Raw genomic sequence first — 18,302 nt, 5'->3', positions numbered from 1 at the left:
ACTTCGTTCGCACCTCGAGGAGCGGTCTTCGGGACGCGCCGGATCTGCAGGGTCGGCGGGTCTCGTGACGCGTGCTCGCCCTGCGGGCTCGCGCGCTCCTCGACCAGCTGGTGGGGATCCCGCGGATTCGGCGGGGCGCGCCCGGCGTGCCGACAGGCGCGCCTCGTAGGGTGGAGGCGTGACCGCGTCGGAGGCCACGGAGCCGCAGCCCTCGGAAGCCGACGCCGGCGCGTCCGCAGCCACCAGCGCGAGCGCCGCCGAGACGCCGGCCGAGTCCGGCGCGTCAGCCCACCCCGACCCCGCCGCGACGCATCCGCTCGCGATCGTGCCCGCGGCGCTCGTGTCGCTGTCGGCGGTCGTGCTGTTCGGGTTCCTCGAGTCGATCCCCGGCTACGTCATCCTGCTCGCGGGCGTCGCCGGTGGCATCCTCACCGACCGCGCTGGCCTGTCACGGCGCCTCGGCGCCGACCTCGCCGCCATCGCCGCGAGCCTCACCGTCATCAGCCTCGTCGAGCTGAAGGCCGACGTGTCGTGGGCGGGCGTCGCGCGCTTCACGGTCATCCTCGGCCTCGCCATCGTGATCCCGGTCGTCATCACGCGCCTGATCTACAAGGAGCGCAGCATCGCGTTCCCGTGGCGCGGCGGCCGCTGGACGCGCGCGCAGTGGACGTACGTCGCCGTCGTGATCGTCGCCGCCTACCTCATCCTCCCCGCCTACTTCCTCGGCTCGGGCGTCTACCTCAACTGGCCCGAGCTCGCCGACGGCGGCGAGGTCGCCCGCTTCTTCGTCGGCGTCAACGCCGTGGGGTTGTGGGACGAGCTCTTCTTCATCTGCATCGTCTTCACGCTGCTGCTGCGCCACTTCCCGCTGTGGGTGGCGAACGTGCTGCAGGCGACGATCTTCGTGTCGTTCCTGTGGGAGCTCGGCTACCAGTCGTGGGGTCCGCTGCTCACGATCCCGTTCGCGCTCATCCAGGGCCTCATCTTCAACCTGTCGAAGCGCAACCTGCTCTACGTCGTCACGGTGCACCTGCTGTTCGACGTCGTCGTGTTCCTCGCCATCGTCGTCGGCCGCAACCCCGACCTCATCTGGCTCTTCCCGCTCGCGGCGCCGCTGCTCGGCTGACGGACGGATGCGGGCGCCGGCCCGCGCACCCGGCAAGCCCCTCGTGCATGTCGCAGGCCGGGGCTACCGTCGCGGCATGGCCATCGCACGCAAGCCCAGCATCGTCCTCGACTGTCCCGATCCGGCCGCGCTCGCGACGTTCTACGCCGCGATGCTCGACTGGCAGCACACCGCCGACGACGACGGGTCGTGGGCCGAGGCGTACGGCGAGGGATGGCCGCCGCTGTGCTTCCAGCGCGCCGACGGCTACCGCGCCCCCGAGTGGCCGGGGCAGGAGCATCCGCAGCAGATGCACCTCGACGTGTGGGTCGACGACATCCCCGCGGCCGAGCCGCAGGTGCTGGCGCTCGGCGCGACGCTGCACGAGCACCAGCCGTCGACCGACGGCGGCTTCCGCGTCTTCCTCGACCCGGCGGGGCATCCGTTCTGCCTGTGCCGCGCGAACGACGGGTAGAGCCACCGGACGCGTCACTCCGGAGCGGCCGTCCAGACGCCCAGCTGGTTGCCTGCAGGGTCGGCGAACGCGAAGCGGCGCCCACCGGGGAAGTCGAACGGCTCGACCGTGATCGTGCCGCCCGCGGCGCGCACGGCCGCGAGCGTGGCGTCGAGGTCGTCGGAGTACAGCTGCACGAGGGGCGGCGCGTCGCCGATCGCGATGCCGCCCTGCTCGCGGCCGACGCCTTGGATGCCCAGGTACTCGGGGCCGTACTCCGTGAACGTCCAGTCGAACGCCTGCTCGTAGAACGCGCGCGCGGCGGGCAGGTCGGGTGCCGAGAGCTCGACGTAGTCGATGGCGTGGTGCTGGGGGCCGGTGGGCTCGGACATGGCTCCTCCTCGAGGTCGTCGCCCCATCCTGCGTGCCGCCACCGACACGGCGGCCGACCTAGGCTCGCAGCGTGACCAGCATCATCCTCGACGTCGGCACGGGCATCGACGACGCCCTCGCCATCGCCACCGCGGCTCGCTCCTCCTCGATCGACCTCGTCGCCTGCACCGTCGTGTGGGGCAACGTCGACGTCGCCCAGGGTGCACGCAACACGAGCGAGGTGCTCGCGCTCGCGGGCCGCGACGACGTGCCCGTCGCGGTCGGCGCCGCCGGCCCGTACGACGGCCGCGACGCCTGGTACTCGCCGCAGGTGCACGGCGCCGACGGGCAGGGCGGCCACGCCGACCTCGCGTTCGCGCCGACCCTCTCCGAGCGCACGGCGGTCGAGACGATCGTCGCCGCGAGCCACGCCGTCGCGGACCTCGAGCTCGTCGCCGTCGGCCCGCTCACGAACCTCGCGCACGCGCTCGACGCCGACCCGACGCTGCCCGAGCGCATCCGGCAGGTCACGATCATGGGCGGGGCGGTGCTGCGCCGCGGCAACGTGTCGGAGTTCGCCGAGGCGAACATCCACCACGACCCCGAGGCGGCCGCGAAGGTCTTCGCCGCACCGTGGGAGGTCACGCTCGTGGGGCTCGACGTGACGATGGACTCGATCATCACCGACGAGATGCGGCAGCGGCTCGCGGGCGGCGACGCGCTCGGCCAGCGCCTCGCGGCGATGCTCGACGCCTACATGGACTTCTACGAGCCGATCCTCGGGCAGCGCGCCGCCGTGAACCACGACGCCGTCGCCCTCGGCATCGCGACGGGACTCGTGCAGACGACGCGATCGCCGCTCGCGACCGTGACGGTCGACTGCTCCGACGGCCCCGAGCGCGGGCGCACCCGCGCCGTGCTCGAGATGGTCGACGGCGCGTGGCAGGACGAGGCGGATGCGCGACACCGTGTCGTGCTCGAAGTGGGGGACGGGTTCGAGCGAGCAATGCTCGACATTGTCGAGAATCCTTCGACAATCACACCCACCTGGGAGTAGGCTGCACCCGCCGCGGACGAGGAGAGGCCACCCGACCAAGCACCGCCGGCTTGCTGTCAGTTGGGGGAGGTGCCGCGATGCACGTGCGAGAGGTCAGTGCCGCCGCAGGAGTCAGCGTCGCGCTCGTGAAGTTCTACGTGCGCGAGGGGCTGCTCCACCCCGGCGTGCGCGAATCCGTCAACAGCACGACCTACGACGAGACGCATGTCGCGAGGCTGCGCCTGATCCGCGCGCTCGTCGAGGGCGGTCGGCTGTCGCTCGCCGCGGTCGGCGAGCTGCTCGACGCGATCGACGACGACAGCCTGCCGGTCGACATCGTCGTGCGCGACGCGCACCGAGCCGTCTCGCGCGTCGAGCAGCGTCCGTCCGACGAGGCGATCGCGCTCGTGCGCGCGGCGATCGAGCGCGAGGGTTGGGACGTCGGCGAGGACAACCCCGGCGTGCTGCAATGCGCCTCCGTCGTCGACACCGCGATCAGCGTGGGCCGCGAGGACATCGAGGAGATGCTCGCGGTCTACGCGACGCCCATCGAGCTCATCGCGCGGCAGGACCTCGCCGCCGTCGGCCGCGCCGCCGCCGCACGCTCGCGCATCGCCGAGACCGTCGTCATCGGCACGGTGCTGGGCGACGCGATGCTGCTCGGGATGCGGCGCATCGCGCAGGAGCACGTGGCGAGCTCGATGATGCCCGCCGAGGTGCGCTCGCCGCGCGGCGGCACCTCCCGCGGCAGCGCGCACGACCGCGCGTCGCGACCCGCGGCTGACGCCTGACGATCCCCGCGGCTCGCGGGCGTCGCGTCAGAGCCCGCGCGCGACCGCCGCGGCGGCTCCGAGCCACGCGCGACGCGTCTCGGGGCGCAGCGACGAGAGACGCAGGTGGCCGTCGACGATCGCCTGGTCGAAGGGGATGCGCACGACCTCGCGCGACAGCGGGCCGTAGCCGCCGATCACGCCGTCGACGTCCTGCCGCGACGCCTTCGGGTCGGCCTGGCTCACGACGACGACCGAGCGCTTCGCGAGGATCGCCGAGCGCTCGTCGCGCTGCGCGAGCGCCTCGAGCAGCAGGGCGCCGGCCTCGGCGTGGTCGGCCCTCGTCGTGGTGGCGACCACGATCTGGTCGGCGTGGTCGATCATCCGCAGCCACATGGGGTCGGACTCGTCGTTGCCCGAGTCGATGACGATGAGGCGGTAGTAGCGCGAGGCGACGGCGTGGATGGCGTCGACGTCGCCGGGCTCGATGCGGTTCTCGTGCGCGAGGCGCATGGGCTTCGAGCGCAGCACGTCGTACTTGTCCTGCGACTGGTGGTGCACGAACGCGGCGAGATCGCCGGCCTGCGCGCCCGACGAGAGCAGGCGGTCGGCCTGCGGCAGCAGCTCGAGCAGCGTCGCCTCGTGCGGGCCGCGCTCGGTGCGCCAGCCGAGGGTGCCGCGGGTCTGGTTGTTGTCCCACGCGAGCACGCCGCCGCCGCCGAGCTGGGCGAAGATCGCCGACAGCAGCACGGTCGTGGGCGTCTTGCCCGCGCCGCCCTTGCCGTTCACGACCGCGATCGTGCGGGGGCCCGACCAGTGCTGGCTCACGGCGCGCTCGTCGGCGCGCTCCGACAGCTCCTCCTGGCTCGGCGCCATCTTGAGGCCCATGCGGGTCATGGCGCCGCGCAGGCCCTGCTGCGCCGGGTGCGCGCGCTGCGCGGCCTCGAGGAAGGAGTGGCGGCCGTCGGCCGTCATGGGGCCCGAGAGCTCGCCGGGCGCGTAGCCGGGCTGCGCGGGCGCCTGCGGCATCTGCTGCATGGGCATCTGCTGCATCGGCGCCTGCGCGGATGCGGGCGGGAAGCCGGGCGCCTGCTGCGGCGCGGCCGCGAGCTGGCCGGGCTGGTACCCGAGCGGTGCGGGCGCGGTGCCGGGCGTCGTGGGCACGGAGGCGATGGGGTGCGCGGTCGGCGGCCGCGTGACGGTCTCGTCGAGCAGCGGGTCGTAGCCGGGCACCGACTGGATGGGGTGGCCCGTGGGCGCCGGTGCGGGCTGCGCGGCGACGGTGTCGTCGATCGCGGGCGGCTCGAACGACGGCAGCGCCGGCGACGGCGCGGCCGGTGCGGGCGCGGGGGTCTCGTGGGTCGCGGGCAGCTCCTGCGCCCCGTGGGCGGTGGGCGCGGGAGCGGATGCCACGGGTGCCGACGCCACGGGCGCGGAGGCGACCGGCTCGACCTCGGGCAGCTCGTCGCGCGACGCGAGCGTCGCATCTTCGAGCGGCGGCACGGTGCCGGTCTGGCCGAAGGCGGGCGCGTCGGATGCGGCGGGCGCCGACGCGACGACCGGTGCGGGCGCGGAGGGCGCCGCGGGTGCGGATGCGATGACCGGCGCGGGCGCAGGAGCGGGCGCGGCGGGAGCAGCGGGCTGCTGCGGCGCCGGCGGTCCGGCGAGCGGCGGCGTCGACGGGATGACCTCGGGCGCGGGCGCCTCGAGCTGGCGCACGTCGGTGACGGAGCCGTCGGGGTGCACGACGATGTCCCAGTGGCCGTCGGCGCCCGCGATCGTCACGCCGATGGGGCGGCGCAGCGCTGCGGCGAACTCGGCGGCGTGCGACACGATCGCCGTGCGCGTCTGCGGGAAGGGTCCGGGCTCGATGTGGCGGTGCGTGCCGTTGACGTCGAGCACGCCGGACCCGTCGGGGCGGATCTCGGCGCGGATGCGCGTCTGCGGCACGATCGGCTCGCTCACGGAACCCTCCAGACTTCGGACATTCCGCGGACGAGGCTACTCGCATCGCGGTCGCGCATCCTGGGTGCGCGTGGGGAGCAGCGGGTCATGCTGGGCCGACCGCGGAGCGCAGCCTCGCGACGCCCTCGCGCAGCACCGCCTGCGACGTGCCGACGTTCACGCGTACGTGGTTCGCACCGCCCGCGCCGAAGGGCTCGCCCGCGTTGACGCCGAGGCCGGCGCGCTGCAGCGCGATGCTCGGCGCGCTCGTCGCGGTCACGTCGCCGCCGGCGGCGCGCGCATCCGGATCCGCGATCGCGGTCGCCGACAGGTCGAGCCACGCGAGGTACGTCGCCTCGGGGATGCGGTGCTCGACGCCCGAGCCGGCGAGCAGCTCGCGGAGGAGGGCGTGGTTGGCCGCGATGCCCACGACGACGGCGTCGAGCCAGTCGCGGCCGTGGTCGTACGCGGCGGTGTGGGCGATGACGGCGAGGTGGTTCGGGCCGTGCGTCACGACCTCGGGGAACGCGCGCAGCGTCGCCGCGGCATCCGTGCCCGCGAGGATCGTGGCAGAGCGGATGCCGGCGAGGTTCCACGCCTTCGACGCCGACGTCACGACGAACCCCCGAGGGTCGACCGAGAGGTACGGCGTGAAGACGGCGCCGGGCAGCGCGAGCGGCGCGTGGATCTCGTCGACGACGACGGATGCGCCGTGCCGGGCCGCGATCGCCGCGACGGCCTCGAGCTCGGCGCGCGTGTGCACCGTGCCGGTGGGGTTGTGGGGGCTCGCGAGCAGCAGCACCGAGCGGCGACCGCCCGCCGTCGCGGCGGCGAGCGCCGCGTCGATCGCGTCGACGTCGAGGCGCCCGGCGGCCGTCAGCGGCGCCTCGCGCACCACGCGGCCGGCATGCATCGTGTAGCCGTGGAACGGCGGGTACACGGGGCTCGTCACGACCACCTCGTCGCCGAGGTCCGTGAGCATGCGGATGAGCTCGAAGATGCCCGTCATGACGTCGGCGACCGTCACCGACGCCGCGGGGTCGGGCGCGAAGCCCCAGCGGTCGGCGCTGAAGCGCGCGTGCGCCTCCGCGTAGTCGACGCCGCGGGCGTAGCCCGTGTCGCCGTCGCGCATCGCCCTCGCGATCGCATCCTGGATCGCGTCGGCGGGCACGACGTCCATCTCGGCGACCCACATCGGCAGCACCTCGGGGCCGAAGTGGCGCCACTTGATGCTCGTGCGCTCGCGCAGCCGCTCGAGCGGCACCTGCTCGAGCGGGTTCGGGTGCGTGGCGGGGCTGGTCACGCGACGCGCTCGAGCAGGCCCGAGTCGACGTCGTAGAGGAAGCCGCCCACGTGCACGGAGTCGGCGATGAGCGGGTGCGACGTGACCTTGTGCACGTCCTCCGCGAGCGCGCGGCGCTGGTCGGCGATCGGGTCGACCGGCAGCCAGTGCGCATCCTGGCCCGCGGACTCGCCGATGCGGGTGAGGATCGTCTCCTCGTCGTTCGACGCGACGGCGCAGCGCGTGTGCTCGACGATGAGGATGCGGTCGACGTTCAGCAGGTTGTTGCCGAGCACGAGCGCCACGAGCGCGCGGTCGTCGACGCGGCCGCCCGGGTTGCGCAGGATCTTCGCGTCGCCCGGCTGCAGGCCCAGCATGCCGAGCGGCTCGATGCGCGAGTCCATGCAGGTCACGAGCATGACGCCCGACTTGGCGATGCCGTCGAATCCCTGCAGGTCGAAGGTCTCGGCGTAGGTGCGGTTGGCGGCGAGCAGGTCGTCGAAGTGCTGATCCACGTCTCCACGCTACGCCCCGCGAGATGCCGTCGCATCGCCGGCGGGATGTGCGCCTGGATGGGGTCACGTGGCGCTCAGCGCCGCGAGGGCTCGCTGACGCGCACATTCGGCGCCGGGTCGTGCCCCGGCTGCTGGCGCCGAGCCCTCGCTCGGGGGATGCTGGGCGCACGGGGCCGATTCGCCCAGGAACGAGGAGAGACCATGCGCATCCTGCTCATCGGCGCCGGCGGCGTCGGCGCCGCCTTCGCCCGCATCGCCGCCCGGCGCTCGTTCTACGACGCGATCGTCGTCGCCGACTACGCGATCGAGCGCGCAGAGGCCGTCGTCGCCGCGATCGCCGAGCGCCACGGCGCCGAGGTCGCCGGTCGCTTCACGGTCGCCCGCGTCGACGCCTCCGACCCCGCGAACGTCGCCGCGCTCGCGCGCGAGCACGCCGCGACGCACGTCATGAACGCCGTCGAGCCCGGATTCGTCGACGCGATCTTCGCCGGTGCCTTCGAGGCCGGCTGCGACTACCTCGACATGGCCATGAGCCTCTCGGCGCGCCACCCCGAGCGGCCGTACGAGGAGGTCGGCGTCATGCTCGGCGACCGCCAGTTCGCGAAGGCGGGGGAGTGGGAGGCCGCCGGCCGGCTCGCGCTCGTGGGCATGGGCGTCGAGCCCGGCCTCTCCGACGTGTTCGCGCGCTACGCATCCGACCACCTCTTCTCGTCGATCGACGAGCTCGGCACGCGCGACGGCGCCAACCTCGTCGTGCGCGACGACGACGGCACCGAGATCTTCGCGCCGTCGTTCTCGATCTGGACGACGATCGAGGAGTGCCTCAACCCGCCCGTCGTGTGGGAGCAGGGGCGCGGCTGGTTCACGACGCCGCCGTTCTCGGAGCCCGAGGTGTTCGACTTCCCCGAGGGCATCGGCCCCGTCGAGTGCGTCAACGTCGAGCACGAGGAGGTGCTGCTCATGCCGCGCTGGCTCGACGCGAAGCGCGTCACGTTCAAGTACGGCCTCGGCTCGGAGTTCATCGGCGTGCTGCGCACCCTGGGCCTGCTCGGCCTCGACTCGAACGAGCCCATCCGGGTGCGCTCGAAGGGCGGACCGGTGGAGGTGTCGCCGCGCGACGTCGTCGCCGCCGCGCTGCCCGACCCCGCCACGATCGGGCCGCGCATGGAGGGCAAGACGTGCGCTGGCGTGTGGGTCACGGGCACCGGCACGGATGGGCAGCCGCGGTCGACGTACCTCTATCACGTGTCCGACAACGCGTGGACGATGGCCGAGTACGACTCGCAGTGCGTCGTGTGGCAGACGGCCCTCAACCCCGTCATCGCGCTCGAGCTGCTCGCGACGGGCGTCTGGTCGGGTGCAGGCGTGCTCGGCCCCGAGGCGTTCGACGCGAAGGCGTTCCTCGACCTCATGGCGGCGCCCGAGGCCGACGGCGGCTACGGCCAGGCGTGGGGCATGCGCGAGCAGCCGCTGCCGACCGCGCCCGCATCCGCCTCCTGAGATCGGGAGTGGTCACTTCCTGCCGGGGAGTGGTCATCTCCGTGCGATGACTGGTCACCTCCTGCCGCGACACGCCGCGCGAAGCGGCATCGAGTGACCACTGTCGCGCGCGCCGCCGGGCGCGGCGTACGACAGTGACCCCTCCTCCCCGCGCGTCATGAGGATCGACGCCCCATGATGGAGCGATGGAGCTCGCAGAGCTGGCACGGCGCATCGACGCCATCAGCGCCCGGTACGCGGAGATCTACGGGTTCGAGCGCGACGGCGACTGGCTCATGCTCAAGGTGCAGGAGGAGGTCGGCGAGCTCGCGCAGGCGTGGCTCGCGAAGACCGGCCGCCAGCGCGACAAGGGCCTGACCCCCGCCGAGATCGACGAGCGGTTCGCGCTCGAGCTCGCCGACTCCATCGGCATGCTGCTCGCGTTCGCGCAGGTCACCGGCGTCGACGTCGAGCGCGCGATGGATGCGAAGTGGCTCGTGTGGGATCGCCGCACGAACCAGCGCGACGACACGCTCGACGCCGACGAGCGCGCGCTCGAGGGGCGCGCGCTGCGCGGCGAGGATGCGGGCGCCGAGGCTGCCCCGATCGCGACGCCTGCGAGTGGCGAGGCGACGATCGTCGACGCGGTCGTCGTCGCCGACGAGCCGCCTGCCGAGCCACCGAGCGGCGAGGACGCCGTGGTCGAGGTCGAGGCGTCCGACGTCGCGCCCGCCGGCGACGCGCCCGACGACGTCGACCCGTTCGCCCCGAGCCCGGCGTCGGCGACGTGGCTCGACGAGGGGGCCGGCGCATCCGCGCACCCCGCAGCAGGCGACGACGACCGACGAGAGGAATCCGCCTGATGGCTTCGAGCGTCGTGCTCGTGAACGGACTGCCCGGCTCGGGCAAGTCGACGCTGGCGCGGGCGCTCGCGGCCGAGCTCGACGTGCCGCTGCTGTCGAAGAGCCTCGTGAAGGCGGGCATCGTCGGCTCGACGCCGCACATGGGCCTGCCGGGCGCGATCTACGGCGCGCTCGCGATGGACGTCGTGTGGGCGCTCGCGGGTCGCAGCGACGAGCCGCCGATCGTCGACTCGCTGTGGATCCGCTCGCGCGACCTCGGCTTCGTGCAGGAGGGGCTGCGGCGCGCGGGCTCGCCGCACGTCGTCGAGGTGTGGTGCGACGTCGACCCCGCCGTGGCGCAGGCGAGGGCGCTCTCGAGCCGCGACCGGCTGCGCACGCGCGAGCGGTTCGCGCGCGAGTGGGACTCGCTCGTCGACGACGCCGGCCCGCTCGGCATCGGCGACCTGCTCGAGGTGCCGTCGCTCGAGCCCGTCGACGCCGCCGACGTCGCGCGGGCGGTGCGGGCGCTGCTGCGCTGAGGGGCTGGGGCCGGGGTCCGGTCGCCGCGGTCGCCGCGGTCACCGCGAGGACGCGTCCGTCAGGTCGATTGGCCACCTTCTGCGTTCGATTGGCCACGAATGGCGATCGCGACCCACTGATTGGCGCACATTGGCGCCAATCGACGCCGCCGCATCGCAGAAGGTGGCCAATCGACGTCGGTGAGCCGCAGGATGACGGCATGACGAGCGAGCGCCGGGTGTGGGATGCGGATGCGCTCGGCGTCGTGACGCTGCCCGACGGGCGCCGGGTGCGAGGTCGCGGGGTGCGCCGCGGCGCCGTCGCGCCAGGCGACGAGCCCGACCTCGGCGCCTACCTGCTCGGCCGAGCGCCCGAGGTCCCGTGGCCGAGCGTGTGGATCGCCTGGCCCGACTTCCGCCTGCCGCGCGACGCGGCCGCAGCCGTCGCGACCCTCGCCCACATCCACGCCGCCGCGGCGGAGCAACGCGTCGAGGTCGCGTGCGCGGGCGGCATCGGCCGCACGGGCACGGCGCTCGCGATCCTCGCCCGCATGAGCGGCGTGCCCGCCACCGACGCCGTCGCCTGGGTGCGCGAGCACCACGACCCGCGCGCGGTCGAGACGCCGCAGCAGCGGCGCTTCGCCGAGACGGTCGCGCTGCCGGACTGAGCGGCTAGGACTCGGCGCCCGGCTCCGCGAGCACGATCACCACGCGCTCCACCGAGCGGCGCCGCACGAATCCCACGACGCGCTCGACGCCCGAGATGAGGCGGTACTGGAACCCGTACTTCGCCCGCACCGCAGCCCGCACGCGCGCGACCGTCGGCGCGTCCGCGTGCACGGTCGCGTGCAGCTCCACGGGCTCGGAGCCCGGCGTCGGCGTGCCGCGCACGTCGCTCTCCTGCACGAGCACGCGCGGCGTGCGGCGGATGCGCTTCGCCTTCCACGCGTTCGACGGCGTCGTGAAGCCCGCGGTGCCGTCGCCGAGCGGCGCGATCCACACGGGCGTGCCCACGCCGTCGCCGTCGCGCTTGAACGAGGTGAGCAGCACGTAGGTGGCGTCGGCGATGCGCATGCGTCGATCGTCGCACCCGCGCGTCGCCCGTGCGCGACGATCCGCTGACGGCGCAGCCGCATCCACTGTCGCCGCATCGGCGGCGCGGCTAGCCTCGACACCATGCGTGAGGCCATCGTCGTCGGTGCAGGCATCGGCGGGCTCGCCGCCGCGAAGGGGCTCGTGGATGCGGGTTGGCGCGTCACGGTGCTCGAGGAGGATGCGGCGCTGCGCGAGGTCGGCGCCGGCATCGGCCTGAGCGCCAACGGGCTCGTGGCGCTCGACGCCCTCGATCTCGGCGACGCCGTGCGCGCCGTCGCCGTCGCCGCGCTGCCGCAGGGCACGCGCACGGCGCAGGGCACGCGCCTGCAGGGGCCGGCGGAGTTCGCGTCGAGCGCGGTGCACGGCATCCATCGCACCACGTTGCACCGCATCCTCGCCGACGCCGCGAGGGATGCGGAGATCGTCACGGGCGCGCACGTCGTGCGCGTGCATCCCGGGTCCCGCGCCCGCGTCACGACCGTCGAGGGCGGCGAGCAGCGCGAGCGCGTCGCCGACCTCGTCGTGGGCGCCGACGGCATCGACTCGCTCGTGCGCGCCGCGATCCGCACGGATCTGCCGGTCGACTACTCCGGCTCGACGTGCTGGCGGGGCGTCGTCGCCCGCCGCCCCGACTCGCCCGCCGGCTTCCTGCAGTGGTTCGGCGCCGGCTCGGAGGTCGGCCTCGTGCCCATCGACGGCGACCGCGTGTACTGGTACGTCGCCGCCCGCGCCCGCATGGGCCGCACGGCGCGCGACGAGCACGCTGCCGCGACGGATGCGGTGCGCGGCTTCGAGGAGCTCGTGCGCGCGCACGTGGCCGCCGAGCCCGAGACGCCGGTGCTGCGGCACGACATGCGGTACCTGCCGACGGGGCTGCGCACGTTCGTCGCGCCCGGCGTCGCCCTGCTCGGCGACGCCGCTCACGCGATGCTGCCCACCATGGGGCAGGGCGCCGCGTCGGCGCTCGAGGACGCCGCGACCCTCGGCGTGCTCGCCGCACGCGACGACGTCGACGACCTGCTCGGCGCCTACGACCGACTGCGACGTCCGCGCACGCAGCGGCTGCAGCAGCTGTCGCACCGGCTCTACCGCTCGGGCATGGAGGTGCGGAACCCCGTGCTCGCCGCCGCCCGCAACGGCGTCATCCACCTCGCGCCGACGCTGCTCGCCGAGATCGCGGCCGACTGGATGCTGCGCTGGAGCCCGCCGAGGCGCTGACCGATGCACTACCCGCGCGCGGCCACCAGCAGCGGGAAGACGTGCACGCGGTTGAGCGGCGCCTCCTGCGGGTCGTCGATGCCCACGGCGGGGTCGATCCAGCGCGCATCCTCGAGCTCGGCCTGCACGACGGGGTCGATGTCGCCATCGTGCGCGAAGACCGTCGCGCGCACCGTGAAGCCGGCCTCGTTGGCGGCGACGGCGTCGAAGACGCCCACGAGCCGCAGCGCGTCTGGTGCCACGACGACGCCGAGCTCCTCGTGCACCTCGCGCGCCGCGCACTCCGCAGCGGACTCGCCCGCCTCGGGCTTGCCGCCGGGCAGCATGAACATCGACGTGCCGCGCTTGCGCACGGTGAGGATGCGCCCGTCGCGCGCGAAGCACACCGCCGAGACCGTGATGATGCCCACGCGTCGAGGCTAGCCATCGACCCGCCTGGCCCGGCCCACCCGGTTCGCGTTTCGCAGGCGATCAGGGGTACCAGAGGGGCATCTTCCCTCCGCCACCCCTGATCGCCTGCAGAACGCACACCGGACCTCGACCGGTAGCGTCGCCGCATGCGCTCCTGGCCACTCTTCGACCTCGTGCTGCGCACGCCCCGGCTCGAGCTGCGGCCCGTGCGCGACGACGACCTCGACGACGTGGTCGACGCCGCCCTGAGCGGCATCCACGAGCCCGACCTGCATCCGTTCCCGAACGCCTGGAACGTCGGCACGCCCGACGAGGTGCGCCGTCGTGTGCTGCAGTTCCAGTGGCGGCAGCGCGCGTCGGTCGAGCCGAACGACTGGGTGGTGCAGCTCGGCGTGCGGTTCGAGGGTCGCGTCGTCGGCGTGCAGGACATCGGCGCGAAGGACCTCGCCGTGCGCCGCGTCGTCGAGACGGGCTCGTGGCTGCGGCAGGACGTGCAGGGCCGCGGCATCGGCACCGAGATGCGCGCCGCCGCGCTGCTGTTCGCCTTCGACGTGCTCGGCGCCACCGTCGCGCTCAGCGGCTACGCCGAGGGCAACGCAGCCTCGGCGGGCGTCTCGCGACGGCTCGGCTACGTCGACAACGGCCGGGCGCCCGCGGCGTTCGGCGACCGGCGGATCGAGGAGCAGCGCCTGCGCCTCGATCGCGACGCGTTCGTGCGCCCCGACTGGGCCCTGCAGGTCGAGGGCTGGGATGCGGCGCGCGCCGACCTGCTCGGCGACGACGCCTGACGCCGCCAGCGACGCCGGCCGTCTCAGCCCAGGTGCGGCCGCAGCGTCTCGCCCATCGTGCCGACGGTCGCCGGCGTCACGGCCCACCGCGACGCGTCGGCGTCCTCGAACGTGATCTCGTACGCCCCGGCGTCACGGTCGAGCTGCACGAGCATCGCGACCGGCGGCTGCGCGGCGTGCTCGGGCCGGCTCGCGAGGTACGCCTGCGCGGCGGGGTCGACGCCGCTCGGGCGCGACGCGACCGGGGTCGCGGTGCCGTCGGCGGCGTACGCGAAGCCGTGGGTGCCGCCGACGCGGCCGCCGCGCAGCGCGACGACGATCGCGATGGCGCTCCAGTCGTCGGGCGCGCCGCGCATGTGGTCGACGATCGCGTGCAGCAGGGTCGTCGAGGGATCGGTCGACATGGTTCCTCCGGGATGCGGGGCGCGGGGTGCGAACGGGTCGACTCTCGCCGACGCGGCCCGAAGTCCGCTGGATGCGCGCGGGAGGCTCAGCCGGCTCGGCGGTACGCGCGGCCCTCGAGGTCGCGGTCGAGCAGGCCCGCGTCGACGAGGTCGCGGCGCAGCGTCGCCGGGTCGCGCCAGACCTCGCCGAGCCGCGCCGTCACCGTGGGCTCGTCGACGACCTCGTCGGCGGCGACGGCCTGCTCCATCGCCCAGCGCATGAGGTCGACGCGGTCGGCCATGCGCCGCGGCCACTCGTCGATGCGGCCGTCGTGCACGAAGCGCTCGATGCCCGTGCGGCTCGGCGTGCGCTCGAGCGTCGCCGTGAACGGGTCGCGCGGCCACGCCCATCCGTCGACGATCTCGACGAGACCCACGCGCTCGAGGGCCTCGAGCCGCCGTCGCTCGACCGCCGGCAGCCGCTCGGCGACGATCGGCGCGAGGCGAGCGGCGGCGACGGTGACCTCCGCGAGCAGCAGCCTGCGGTCGTCGTCGGCGAGCATGGCGAGCAGCGGGCGCGGGTCGGATGCCATCCCGCCAGGCTAGCCAGCGACGCGCCGACGGGTCAGCCCGCGACGCGCGTCACGAGCTTCGAGAGCACGATCGCCGAGCGCGTGTGGTCGACCGACGACGCGGCGCGCACCTTCTCGAGCGCCTCCTCGAGGGCGATGACGTCGCGGGCGCGCATGATGACGATCGCGTCGGCCTCGCCCGTGACGGTGCCGGCCTCGACGATCTCGGGCACGCCCGACAGGATGCGCTTGAGGTCGGTGGGCGAGACGGTGCCGCGGCAGAACAGCTCGACGTACGCCTCGGTCGCGAGCCCCTCGACCTTCGGGTCGACCTGCACGGTGAAGCCGCGGATGATGCCGTCGGCGACGAGACGGTCGACGCGGCGCTTGACGGCGGAGGCGGACAGGCCGACGACCTGCCCGATGTCGCCGTAGCCGGCTCGGGCATTCGAGCGAAGCTGGTCGATGATGCCCTGATCGATGCGATCCATGCGCAAGAATCTACAGCCAGACCCTGACATTCGCAGGCATCCTGCGTGAGAACTGGCTGTGGCGCGCGAGATCGCTGCGACGATGGAACGCATGCAGCCCGAGCTCGTCACCGCCCCACCGATCGAGTCCGACCGCGTCGCCACGCACAAGACCGTGCTCATGTGCCGGCCCGACTTCTTCACGGTCAGCTACCGCATCAACCCGTGGATGCATCCCGAGCATCCGACGAGCACGCAGACCGCCGTGACGCAGTGGGAGGCCCTGCACGCAGCGTACGTCGCGCTCGGGTACGACGTGCATCTCATCGATCCGATCGACGGCCTCAACGACATGGTCTACTCGGCGAACGGCGGCTTCACCCTCGACGGCAAGGCGTACGGCGCCCTCTTCACCTACGAGCAGCGCGCCCCCGAGGGCCCCGCCTACATGGCGTGGCTCCAGGAGGCCGGCTTCGAGGTGCACGCGCCGAGCCACGTCAACGAGGGCGAGGGCGACTTCCTCGTCGCCGGCGACGCGATCCTCGCCGGCCACGGCTTCCGCACGACGCTCGAGTCGCACGACGAGCTGCGCCGCATCTTCGGCCGCGAGGTCGTGAGCCTGCGCCTCGTCGACCCGTCGTTCTACCACCTGGACACGGCCATCGCGATCCTCGACGACCAGAACGTCGCGTACCTGCCGAAGGCGTTCGACGACGCGAGCCGCGCCGAGCTCGAGCGGCGGTTCCCGGATGCGGTGCTCGTGAGCGACGACGATGCGGCCGTGCTCGGCCTCAACTCGTTCGGCGACGGCCGGTCGATGGTCATCGCCTCGCGCGCCGCCGGCTTCGACCGCGACCTGCAGGCGCGCGGCTACGCCACGGTCGGCGTCGATCTCTCCGAGCTGCTGCTCGGCGGCGGCGGCGTGAAGTGCTGCACGCTGGAGCTGCGACGATGAGCGCCGCATCCACCGAGACGCGCACGCAGGCGGCGATCGCGCAGGTCGAGCAGCACGCCGCGCACAACTACCACCCGCTGCCCGTCGTCGTGGAGTCGGCGTCGGGCGCGTGGGTCACCGACGTCGACGGGCGCCGCTACCTCGACTGCCTCGCCGCGTACTCCGCGGTGAACTTCGGCCACGGCAACCCACGCCTCGTCGCGGCGGCGAAGGCGCAGATCGACCGGGTCACGCTCACGAGCCGCGCCTTCCACTCGGCGGCGCTCGGCCCGTTCGTCGCCGAGCTCGCGGCCCTCGCCGGCAAGGACATGGTGCTGCCGATGAACACGGGCGCGGAGGCCGTGGAGTCGGGCATCAAGGTCGCGCGCCGCTGGGCATACGAGGTGAAGGGCGTGCCCGCGGGGCAGGCCGAGATCGTCGTCGCGGCCGGCAACTTCCATGGCCGCACGACGACGATCGTGTCGTTCTCCGACGATCCCGACGCGCGCGAGGGATTCGGCCCGTTCACGCCCGGCTTCGTCACCGTGCCGTACGGGGATGCGGATGCGCTCGCCGCCGCGATCGGCCCGAACACCGCGGCCGTGCTGCTCGAGCCCATCCAGGGCGAGGCCGGCGTGGGCATCCCGCCTGCCGACTACCTGCCGCGCGTGCGCGAGATCACGCGCCGCGAGCGCGTGCTCATGATCGCCGACGAGATCCAGTCGGGCCTCGGCCGCACCGGCGCGACGTTCCGCTGCCAGCAGGTCGACGTCGTGCCCGACCTGTACCTGCTCGGCAAGGCGCTCGGCGGCGGCATCGTGCCGGTGTCGGCGGTCGTCGGCGACGCCGACGTGCTGGGCGTGCTCACGCCCGGCAGCCACGGCTCGACGTTCGGCGGCAACCCGCTCGCCGCGGCCGTGGGCCTCGAGGTCGTGCGGATGCTCGCGGAGGGCGACATGCAGCGCCGTGCGCTCGAGCTCGGCGCCAGGCTCGAGGCGGGGCTGCGGCGACTCGTGGGTCGCGGCGTCACCGAGGTGCGCTGCGCGGGCCTGTGGGCGGGCATCGACATCGACCCCGCCGTCGCGACGGCGCGCGAGGTGTGCCTGCGGCTCATGGATGCGGGCGTGCTCGCGAAGGACACGCACGGCCAGACCGTGCGCCTCGCGCCGCCGATCGTCATCACGGAGGCCGAGATCGACCTGCTGCTGGAGGCGTTCGAGGGGGCGCTGGCGGGCTGAGGCCGTCCCACCAGCTGGTCGAGGAGCGCGCGAGCCCCTGGGGCGAGCACGCGTCACGAGACCTCGCGACCGCCGCTCCTGGCCAGCCGCGCGCATGGTCGCGTCGAGCGGGCACGTCACGAGGTCTCGTGACGGCTCCTCGCTGCGCTCGGGGCCTCCTCGACCAGCTGGTGGGGAGGCGTGGCCCGTCCTAGCGAGGGCTCGTGGGCTGACCTCAGCCGACGATCGGGTCGATCGTGATCCAGTCGACGTCGCCCGCGCACGCCTGCAGGCCGTCGACGGCGACGAAGATCGCCTCGGTCGAGTCGGGCGGGTAGACGCGCCAGCCGTCCGCGTCCTGCACCGCGCAGGCCTCGCCGAGCGGACCGCCGCCGCCCGCGACGTTCACCATGCGCATCGCGGCGGTCGCCGTGACGCCAGGCGGCAGCTCGACGGCGTCGTACGCGAGGTCGGAGCGATCGGCCGGCTGGCCGAGCTGCTCGCCGTCGCCGCCACCGACGGCCGAGACGCCAGGGAAGCCCGCGAGGGTGCACGGCTCGACGCCGACGTTCTCGAACGCGAACGTCACGGACACGGATCCCGCGCCCGCGTCGCCCGTGCTCTGCGTCACCGCGAGGTCGGAGGCAGTGCACGCCCCCTCGGGCGCGGGGGAGGCGGAGGGCGACGGCGACGGCGATGCGGTCGGCGAGCTCGTCGCGCTCGGGCTGGGCGTCGGCGACGGGCTCGGCTCGGCACCTCCGGCGCACCCTGCGAGCGCGAGCACGGCGACGGCGGAGGCGATGGCGAGCGACGTGGAGCGATGCATGGATGCCACGTTCCTCCTCGCCTCCGCGCCGTCGTCGGGGGCTTGCCAACCGCACCCGGGAGGAGCACGAT

Annotated in this window: 22 protein-coding genes; 12 read left to right on the top strand and 10 right to left on the bottom strand. The window is 73.9% G+C overall.

Features of this window, described 5'->3' with window-relative positions; genetic code table 11:
* Positions 1 to 178: 178 nt before the first annotated feature.
* Together BLQ67_RS06810 and BLQ67_RS06805 are read left to right on the top strand one after the other, a co-directional pair.
* A complete protein-coding gene (locus tag BLQ67_RS06810) occupies positions 179 to 1,126 on the top strand; it encodes a CPBP family glutamic-type intramembrane protease (RefSeq protein ID WP_231945192.1) in 948 nt (315 codons plus the stop codon).
* A gap of 76 nt (positions 1,127 to 1,202) precedes the next feature.
* Positions 1,203 to 1,580, top strand: coding sequence for a VOC family protein (locus tag BLQ67_RS06805; protein WP_092503625.1), 378 nt, complete (start codon positions 1,203 to 1,205; stop codon positions 1,578 to 1,580).
* A 14-nt stretch (positions 1,581 to 1,594) separates the two neighbouring features.
* Here BLQ67_RS06805 and BLQ67_RS06800 read toward each other — a convergent pair whose 3' ends face one another.
* The gene (locus BLQ67_RS06800; RefSeq protein WP_092503623.1) at positions 1,595 to 1,951 is read right to left on the bottom strand and encodes a VOC family protein; all 357 of its coding nucleotides are present in this window, start codon (positions 1,949 to 1,951) and stop codon (positions 1,595 to 1,597) included.
* Between the two features lie 71 nt (positions 1,952 to 2,022).
* Here BLQ67_RS06800 and BLQ67_RS06795 point away from each other — a divergent pair, with 71 nt between their 5' ends.
* Positions 2,023 to 2,988, top strand: coding sequence for a nucleoside hydrolase (locus BLQ67_RS06795; protein WP_092503621.1), 966 nt, complete (start codon positions 2,023 to 2,025; stop codon positions 2,986 to 2,988).
* A gap of 77 nt (positions 2,989 to 3,065) precedes the next feature.
* On the top strand, positions 3,066 to 3,758 hold the full coding sequence (locus tag BLQ67_RS06790) for a MerR family transcriptional regulator (protein ID WP_092503619.1): 693 nt from the start codon (positions 3,066 to 3,068) through the stop codon (positions 3,756 to 3,758).
* Positions 3,759 to 3,785: 27 nt separating this feature from the next.
* Here the strand turns inward: BLQ67_RS06790 and BLQ67_RS16840 are convergent, their stop codons facing one another.
* The 3 genes from BLQ67_RS16840 to BLQ67_RS06775 all read right to left on the bottom strand — a co-directional run bounded on the left by BLQ67_RS16840 (position 3,786) and on the right by BLQ67_RS06775 (position 7,478).
* Positions 3,786 to 5,702, bottom strand: a complete 1,917-nt coding sequence (locus BLQ67_RS16840) for an AAA family ATPase (RefSeq protein ID WP_231945191.1) — start codon at positions 5,700 to 5,702, stop codon at positions 3,786 to 3,788.
* 85 nt (positions 5,703 to 5,787) lie between these two features.
* Positions 5,788 to 6,984: a MalY/PatB family protein gene (locus tag BLQ67_RS06780; protein ID WP_092503617.1), complete on the bottom strand. Its 1,197-nt coding sequence runs from the start codon at positions 6,982 to 6,984 to the stop codon at positions 5,788 to 5,790.
* Entirely contained in the window at positions 6,981 to 7,478 is a 498-nt protein-coding gene (locus BLQ67_RS06775; protein WP_231945190.1) for a beta-class carbonic anhydrase, read from the bottom strand. The genes BLQ67_RS06780 and BLQ67_RS06775 overlap by 4 nt, the downstream gene beginning before the upstream one ends.
* 201 nt (positions 7,479 to 7,679) lie before the next feature.
* On the opposite strand from BLQ67_RS06775, the gene BLQ67_RS06770 reads away from it, so the two are divergent.
* The 4 genes from BLQ67_RS06770 (at position 7,680) to BLQ67_RS06755 (ending at position 10,985) form a co-directional block, all read left to right on the top strand.
* Complete coding sequence (locus BLQ67_RS06770; protein ID WP_092503615.1) at positions 7,680 to 8,978, top strand: saccharopine dehydrogenase family protein; 1,299 nt, start codon at positions 7,680 to 7,682, stop codon at positions 8,976 to 8,978.
* A gap of 185 nt (positions 8,979 to 9,163) precedes the next feature.
* Positions 9,164 to 9,820: a nucleoside triphosphate pyrophosphohydrolase family protein gene (locus BLQ67_RS16695; RefSeq protein WP_197674638.1), complete on the top strand. Its 657-nt coding sequence runs from the start codon at positions 9,164 to 9,166 to the stop codon at positions 9,818 to 9,820.
* On the top strand, positions 9,820 to 10,338 hold the full coding sequence (locus BLQ67_RS16330) for an AAA family ATPase (RefSeq protein ID WP_157674703.1): 519 nt from the start codon (positions 9,820 to 9,822) through the stop codon (positions 10,336 to 10,338). Before BLQ67_RS16695 ends, BLQ67_RS16330 begins: the two co-directional genes overlap by 1 nt.
* A gap of 200 nt (positions 10,339 to 10,538) precedes the next feature.
* Positions 10,539 to 10,985, top strand: a complete 447-nt coding sequence (locus tag BLQ67_RS06755; RefSeq protein ID WP_092503611.1) for a protein-tyrosine phosphatase family protein — start codon at positions 10,539 to 10,541, stop codon at positions 10,983 to 10,985.
* A gap of 4 nt (positions 10,986 to 10,989) precedes the next feature.
* Here BLQ67_RS06755 and BLQ67_RS06750 read toward each other — a convergent pair whose 3' ends face one another.
* Positions 10,990 to 11,391: a PPOX class F420-dependent oxidoreductase gene (locus BLQ67_RS06750; RefSeq protein WP_092503609.1), complete on the bottom strand. Its 402-nt coding sequence runs from the start codon at positions 11,389 to 11,391 to the stop codon at positions 10,990 to 10,992.
* Positions 11,392 to 11,493: 102 nt separating this feature from the next.
* Between BLQ67_RS06750 and BLQ67_RS06745 the strand changes: the two genes are divergently transcribed.
* Complete coding sequence (locus BLQ67_RS06745; protein WP_092503607.1) at positions 11,494 to 12,630, top strand: FAD-dependent monooxygenase; 1,137 nt, start codon at positions 11,494 to 11,496, stop codon at positions 12,628 to 12,630.
* Positions 12,631 to 12,638: 8 nt separating this feature from the next.
* On the opposite strand, the gene BLQ67_RS06740 is transcribed toward BLQ67_RS06745, so the two are convergent.
* A complete protein-coding gene (locus tag BLQ67_RS06740; protein WP_092503605.1) occupies positions 12,639 to 13,040 on the bottom strand; it encodes an NUDIX hydrolase in 402 nt (133 codons plus the stop codon).
* A gap of 147 nt (positions 13,041 to 13,187) precedes the next feature.
* Here BLQ67_RS06740 and BLQ67_RS06735 point away from each other — a divergent pair, with 147 nt between their 5' ends.
* Positions 13,188 to 13,829 (top strand): GNAT family N-acetyltransferase, encoded by a 642-nt coding sequence (locus BLQ67_RS06735; protein WP_092503603.1) that lies wholly within the window; start codon positions 13,188 to 13,190, stop codon positions 13,827 to 13,829.
* A gap of 23 nt (positions 13,830 to 13,852) precedes the next feature.
* Here BLQ67_RS06735 and BLQ67_RS06730 read toward each other — a convergent pair whose 3' ends face one another.
* From BLQ67_RS06730 to BLQ67_RS06720, 3 genes are all read right to left on the bottom strand, one after another.
* On the bottom strand, positions 13,853 to 14,233 hold the full coding sequence (locus BLQ67_RS06730) for a hypothetical protein (protein ID WP_092503601.1): 381 nt from the start codon (positions 14,231 to 14,233) through the stop codon (positions 13,853 to 13,855).
* Positions 14,234 to 14,319: 86 nt separating this feature from the next.
* A complete protein-coding gene (locus BLQ67_RS06725) occupies positions 14,320 to 14,805 on the bottom strand; it encodes a DUF2087 domain-containing protein (RefSeq protein ID WP_092503599.1) in 486 nt (161 codons plus the stop codon).
* A gap of 32 nt (positions 14,806 to 14,837) precedes the next feature.
* Positions 14,838 to 15,275: an Lrp/AsnC family transcriptional regulator gene (locus tag BLQ67_RS06720; RefSeq protein WP_092503597.1), complete on the bottom strand. Its 438-nt coding sequence runs from the start codon at positions 15,273 to 15,275 to the stop codon at positions 14,838 to 14,840.
* A 91-nt stretch (positions 15,276 to 15,366) separates the two neighbouring features.
* On the opposite strand from BLQ67_RS06720, the gene ddaH reads away from it, so the two are divergent.
* Together ddaH and rocD are read left to right on the top strand one after the other, a co-directional pair.
* A complete protein-coding gene (gene ddaH, locus BLQ67_RS06715; protein WP_092503595.1) occupies positions 15,367 to 16,209 on the top strand; it encodes a dimethylargininase in 843 nt (280 codons plus the stop codon).
* Positions 16,206 to 17,426 (top strand): ornithine--oxo-acid transaminase, encoded by a 1,221-nt coding sequence (gene rocD / locus BLQ67_RS06710; RefSeq protein ID WP_092503593.1) that lies wholly within the window; start codon positions 16,206 to 16,208, stop codon positions 17,424 to 17,426. Before ddaH ends, rocD begins: the two co-directional genes overlap by 4 nt.
* Positions 17,427 to 17,640: 214 nt before the next feature.
* Here the strand turns inward: rocD and BLQ67_RS06705 are convergent, their stop codons facing one another.
* Complete coding sequence (locus BLQ67_RS06705; protein WP_157674702.1) at positions 17,641 to 18,231, bottom strand: DUF4232 domain-containing protein; 591 nt, start codon at positions 18,229 to 18,231, stop codon at positions 17,641 to 17,643.
* Positions 18,232 to 18,302 lie beyond the last annotated feature (71 nt).

Source organism: Agrococcus jejuensis (assembly GCF_900099705.1).
Classification (GTDB): domain Bacteria; phylum Actinomycetota; class Actinomycetes; order Actinomycetales; family Microbacteriaceae; genus Agrococcus; species Agrococcus jejuensis.
The sequence above is the reverse complement of the archived record's forward strand: the minus strand, read 5'-3'. Positions and strand labels throughout refer to the sequence as shown.

Excerpts from the sequence above, each read along its gene's own strand:
- BLQ67_RS06805 (WP_092503625.1), top strand. The coding sequence starts at position 1,203 with ATGGCCATCGCACGCAAGCCCAGCATCGTCCTCGACTGTCCCGATCCG.
- BLQ67_RS06800 (WP_092503623.1), bottom strand. The coding sequence starts at position 1,951 with ATGTCCGAGCCCACCGGCCCCCAGCACCACGCCATCGACTACGTCGAG.
- BLQ67_RS06790 (WP_092503619.1), top strand. The coding sequence starts at position 3,066 with ATGCACGTGCGAGAGGTCAGTGCCGCCGCAGGAGTCAGCGTCGCGCTC.
- BLQ67_RS06770 (WP_092503615.1), top strand. The coding sequence starts at position 7,680 with ATGCGCATCCTGCTCATCGGCGCCGGCGGCGTCGGCGCCGCCTTCGCC.
- BLQ67_RS16695 (WP_197674638.1), top strand. The coding sequence starts at position 9,164 with ATGGAGCTCGCAGAGCTGGCACGGCGCATCGACGCCATCAGCGCCCGG.
- BLQ67_RS16330 (WP_157674703.1), top strand. The coding sequence starts at position 9,820 with ATGGCTTCGAGCGTCGTGCTCGTGAACGGACTGCCCGGCTCGGGCAAG.
- BLQ67_RS06755 (WP_092503611.1), top strand. The coding sequence starts at position 10,539 with ATGACGAGCGAGCGCCGGGTGTGGGATGCGGATGCGCTCGGCGTCGTG.
- BLQ67_RS06750 (WP_092503609.1), bottom strand. The coding sequence starts at position 11,391 with ATGCGCATCGCCGACGCCACCTACGTGCTGCTCACCTCGTTCAAGCGC.
- BLQ67_RS06745 (WP_092503607.1), top strand. The coding sequence starts at position 11,494 with ATGCGTGAGGCCATCGTCGTCGGTGCAGGCATCGGCGGGCTCGCCGCC.
- BLQ67_RS06735 (WP_092503603.1), top strand. The coding sequence starts at position 13,188 with ATGCGCTCCTGGCCACTCTTCGACCTCGTGCTGCGCACGCCCCGGCTC.
- BLQ67_RS06730 (WP_092503601.1), bottom strand. The coding sequence starts at position 14,233 with ATGTCGACCGATCCCTCGACGACCCTGCTGCACGCGATCGTCGACCAC.
- BLQ67_RS06725 (WP_092503599.1), bottom strand. The coding sequence starts at position 14,805 with ATGGCATCCGACCCGCGCCCGCTGCTCGCCATGCTCGCCGACGACGAC.
- BLQ67_RS06720 (WP_092503597.1), bottom strand. The coding sequence starts at position 15,275 with ATGGATCGCATCGATCAGGGCATCATCGACCAGCTTCGCTCGAATGCC.
- ddaH (WP_092503595.1), top strand. The coding sequence starts at position 15,367 with ATGCAGCCCGAGCTCGTCACCGCCCCACCGATCGAGTCCGACCGCGTC.
- rocD (WP_092503593.1), top strand. The coding sequence starts at position 16,206 with ATGAGCGCCGCATCCACCGAGACGCGCACGCAGGCGGCGATCGCGCAG.
- BLQ67_RS06705 (WP_157674702.1), bottom strand. The coding sequence starts at position 18,231 with ATGCATCGCTCCACGTCGCTCGCCATCGCCTCCGCCGTCGCCGTGCTC.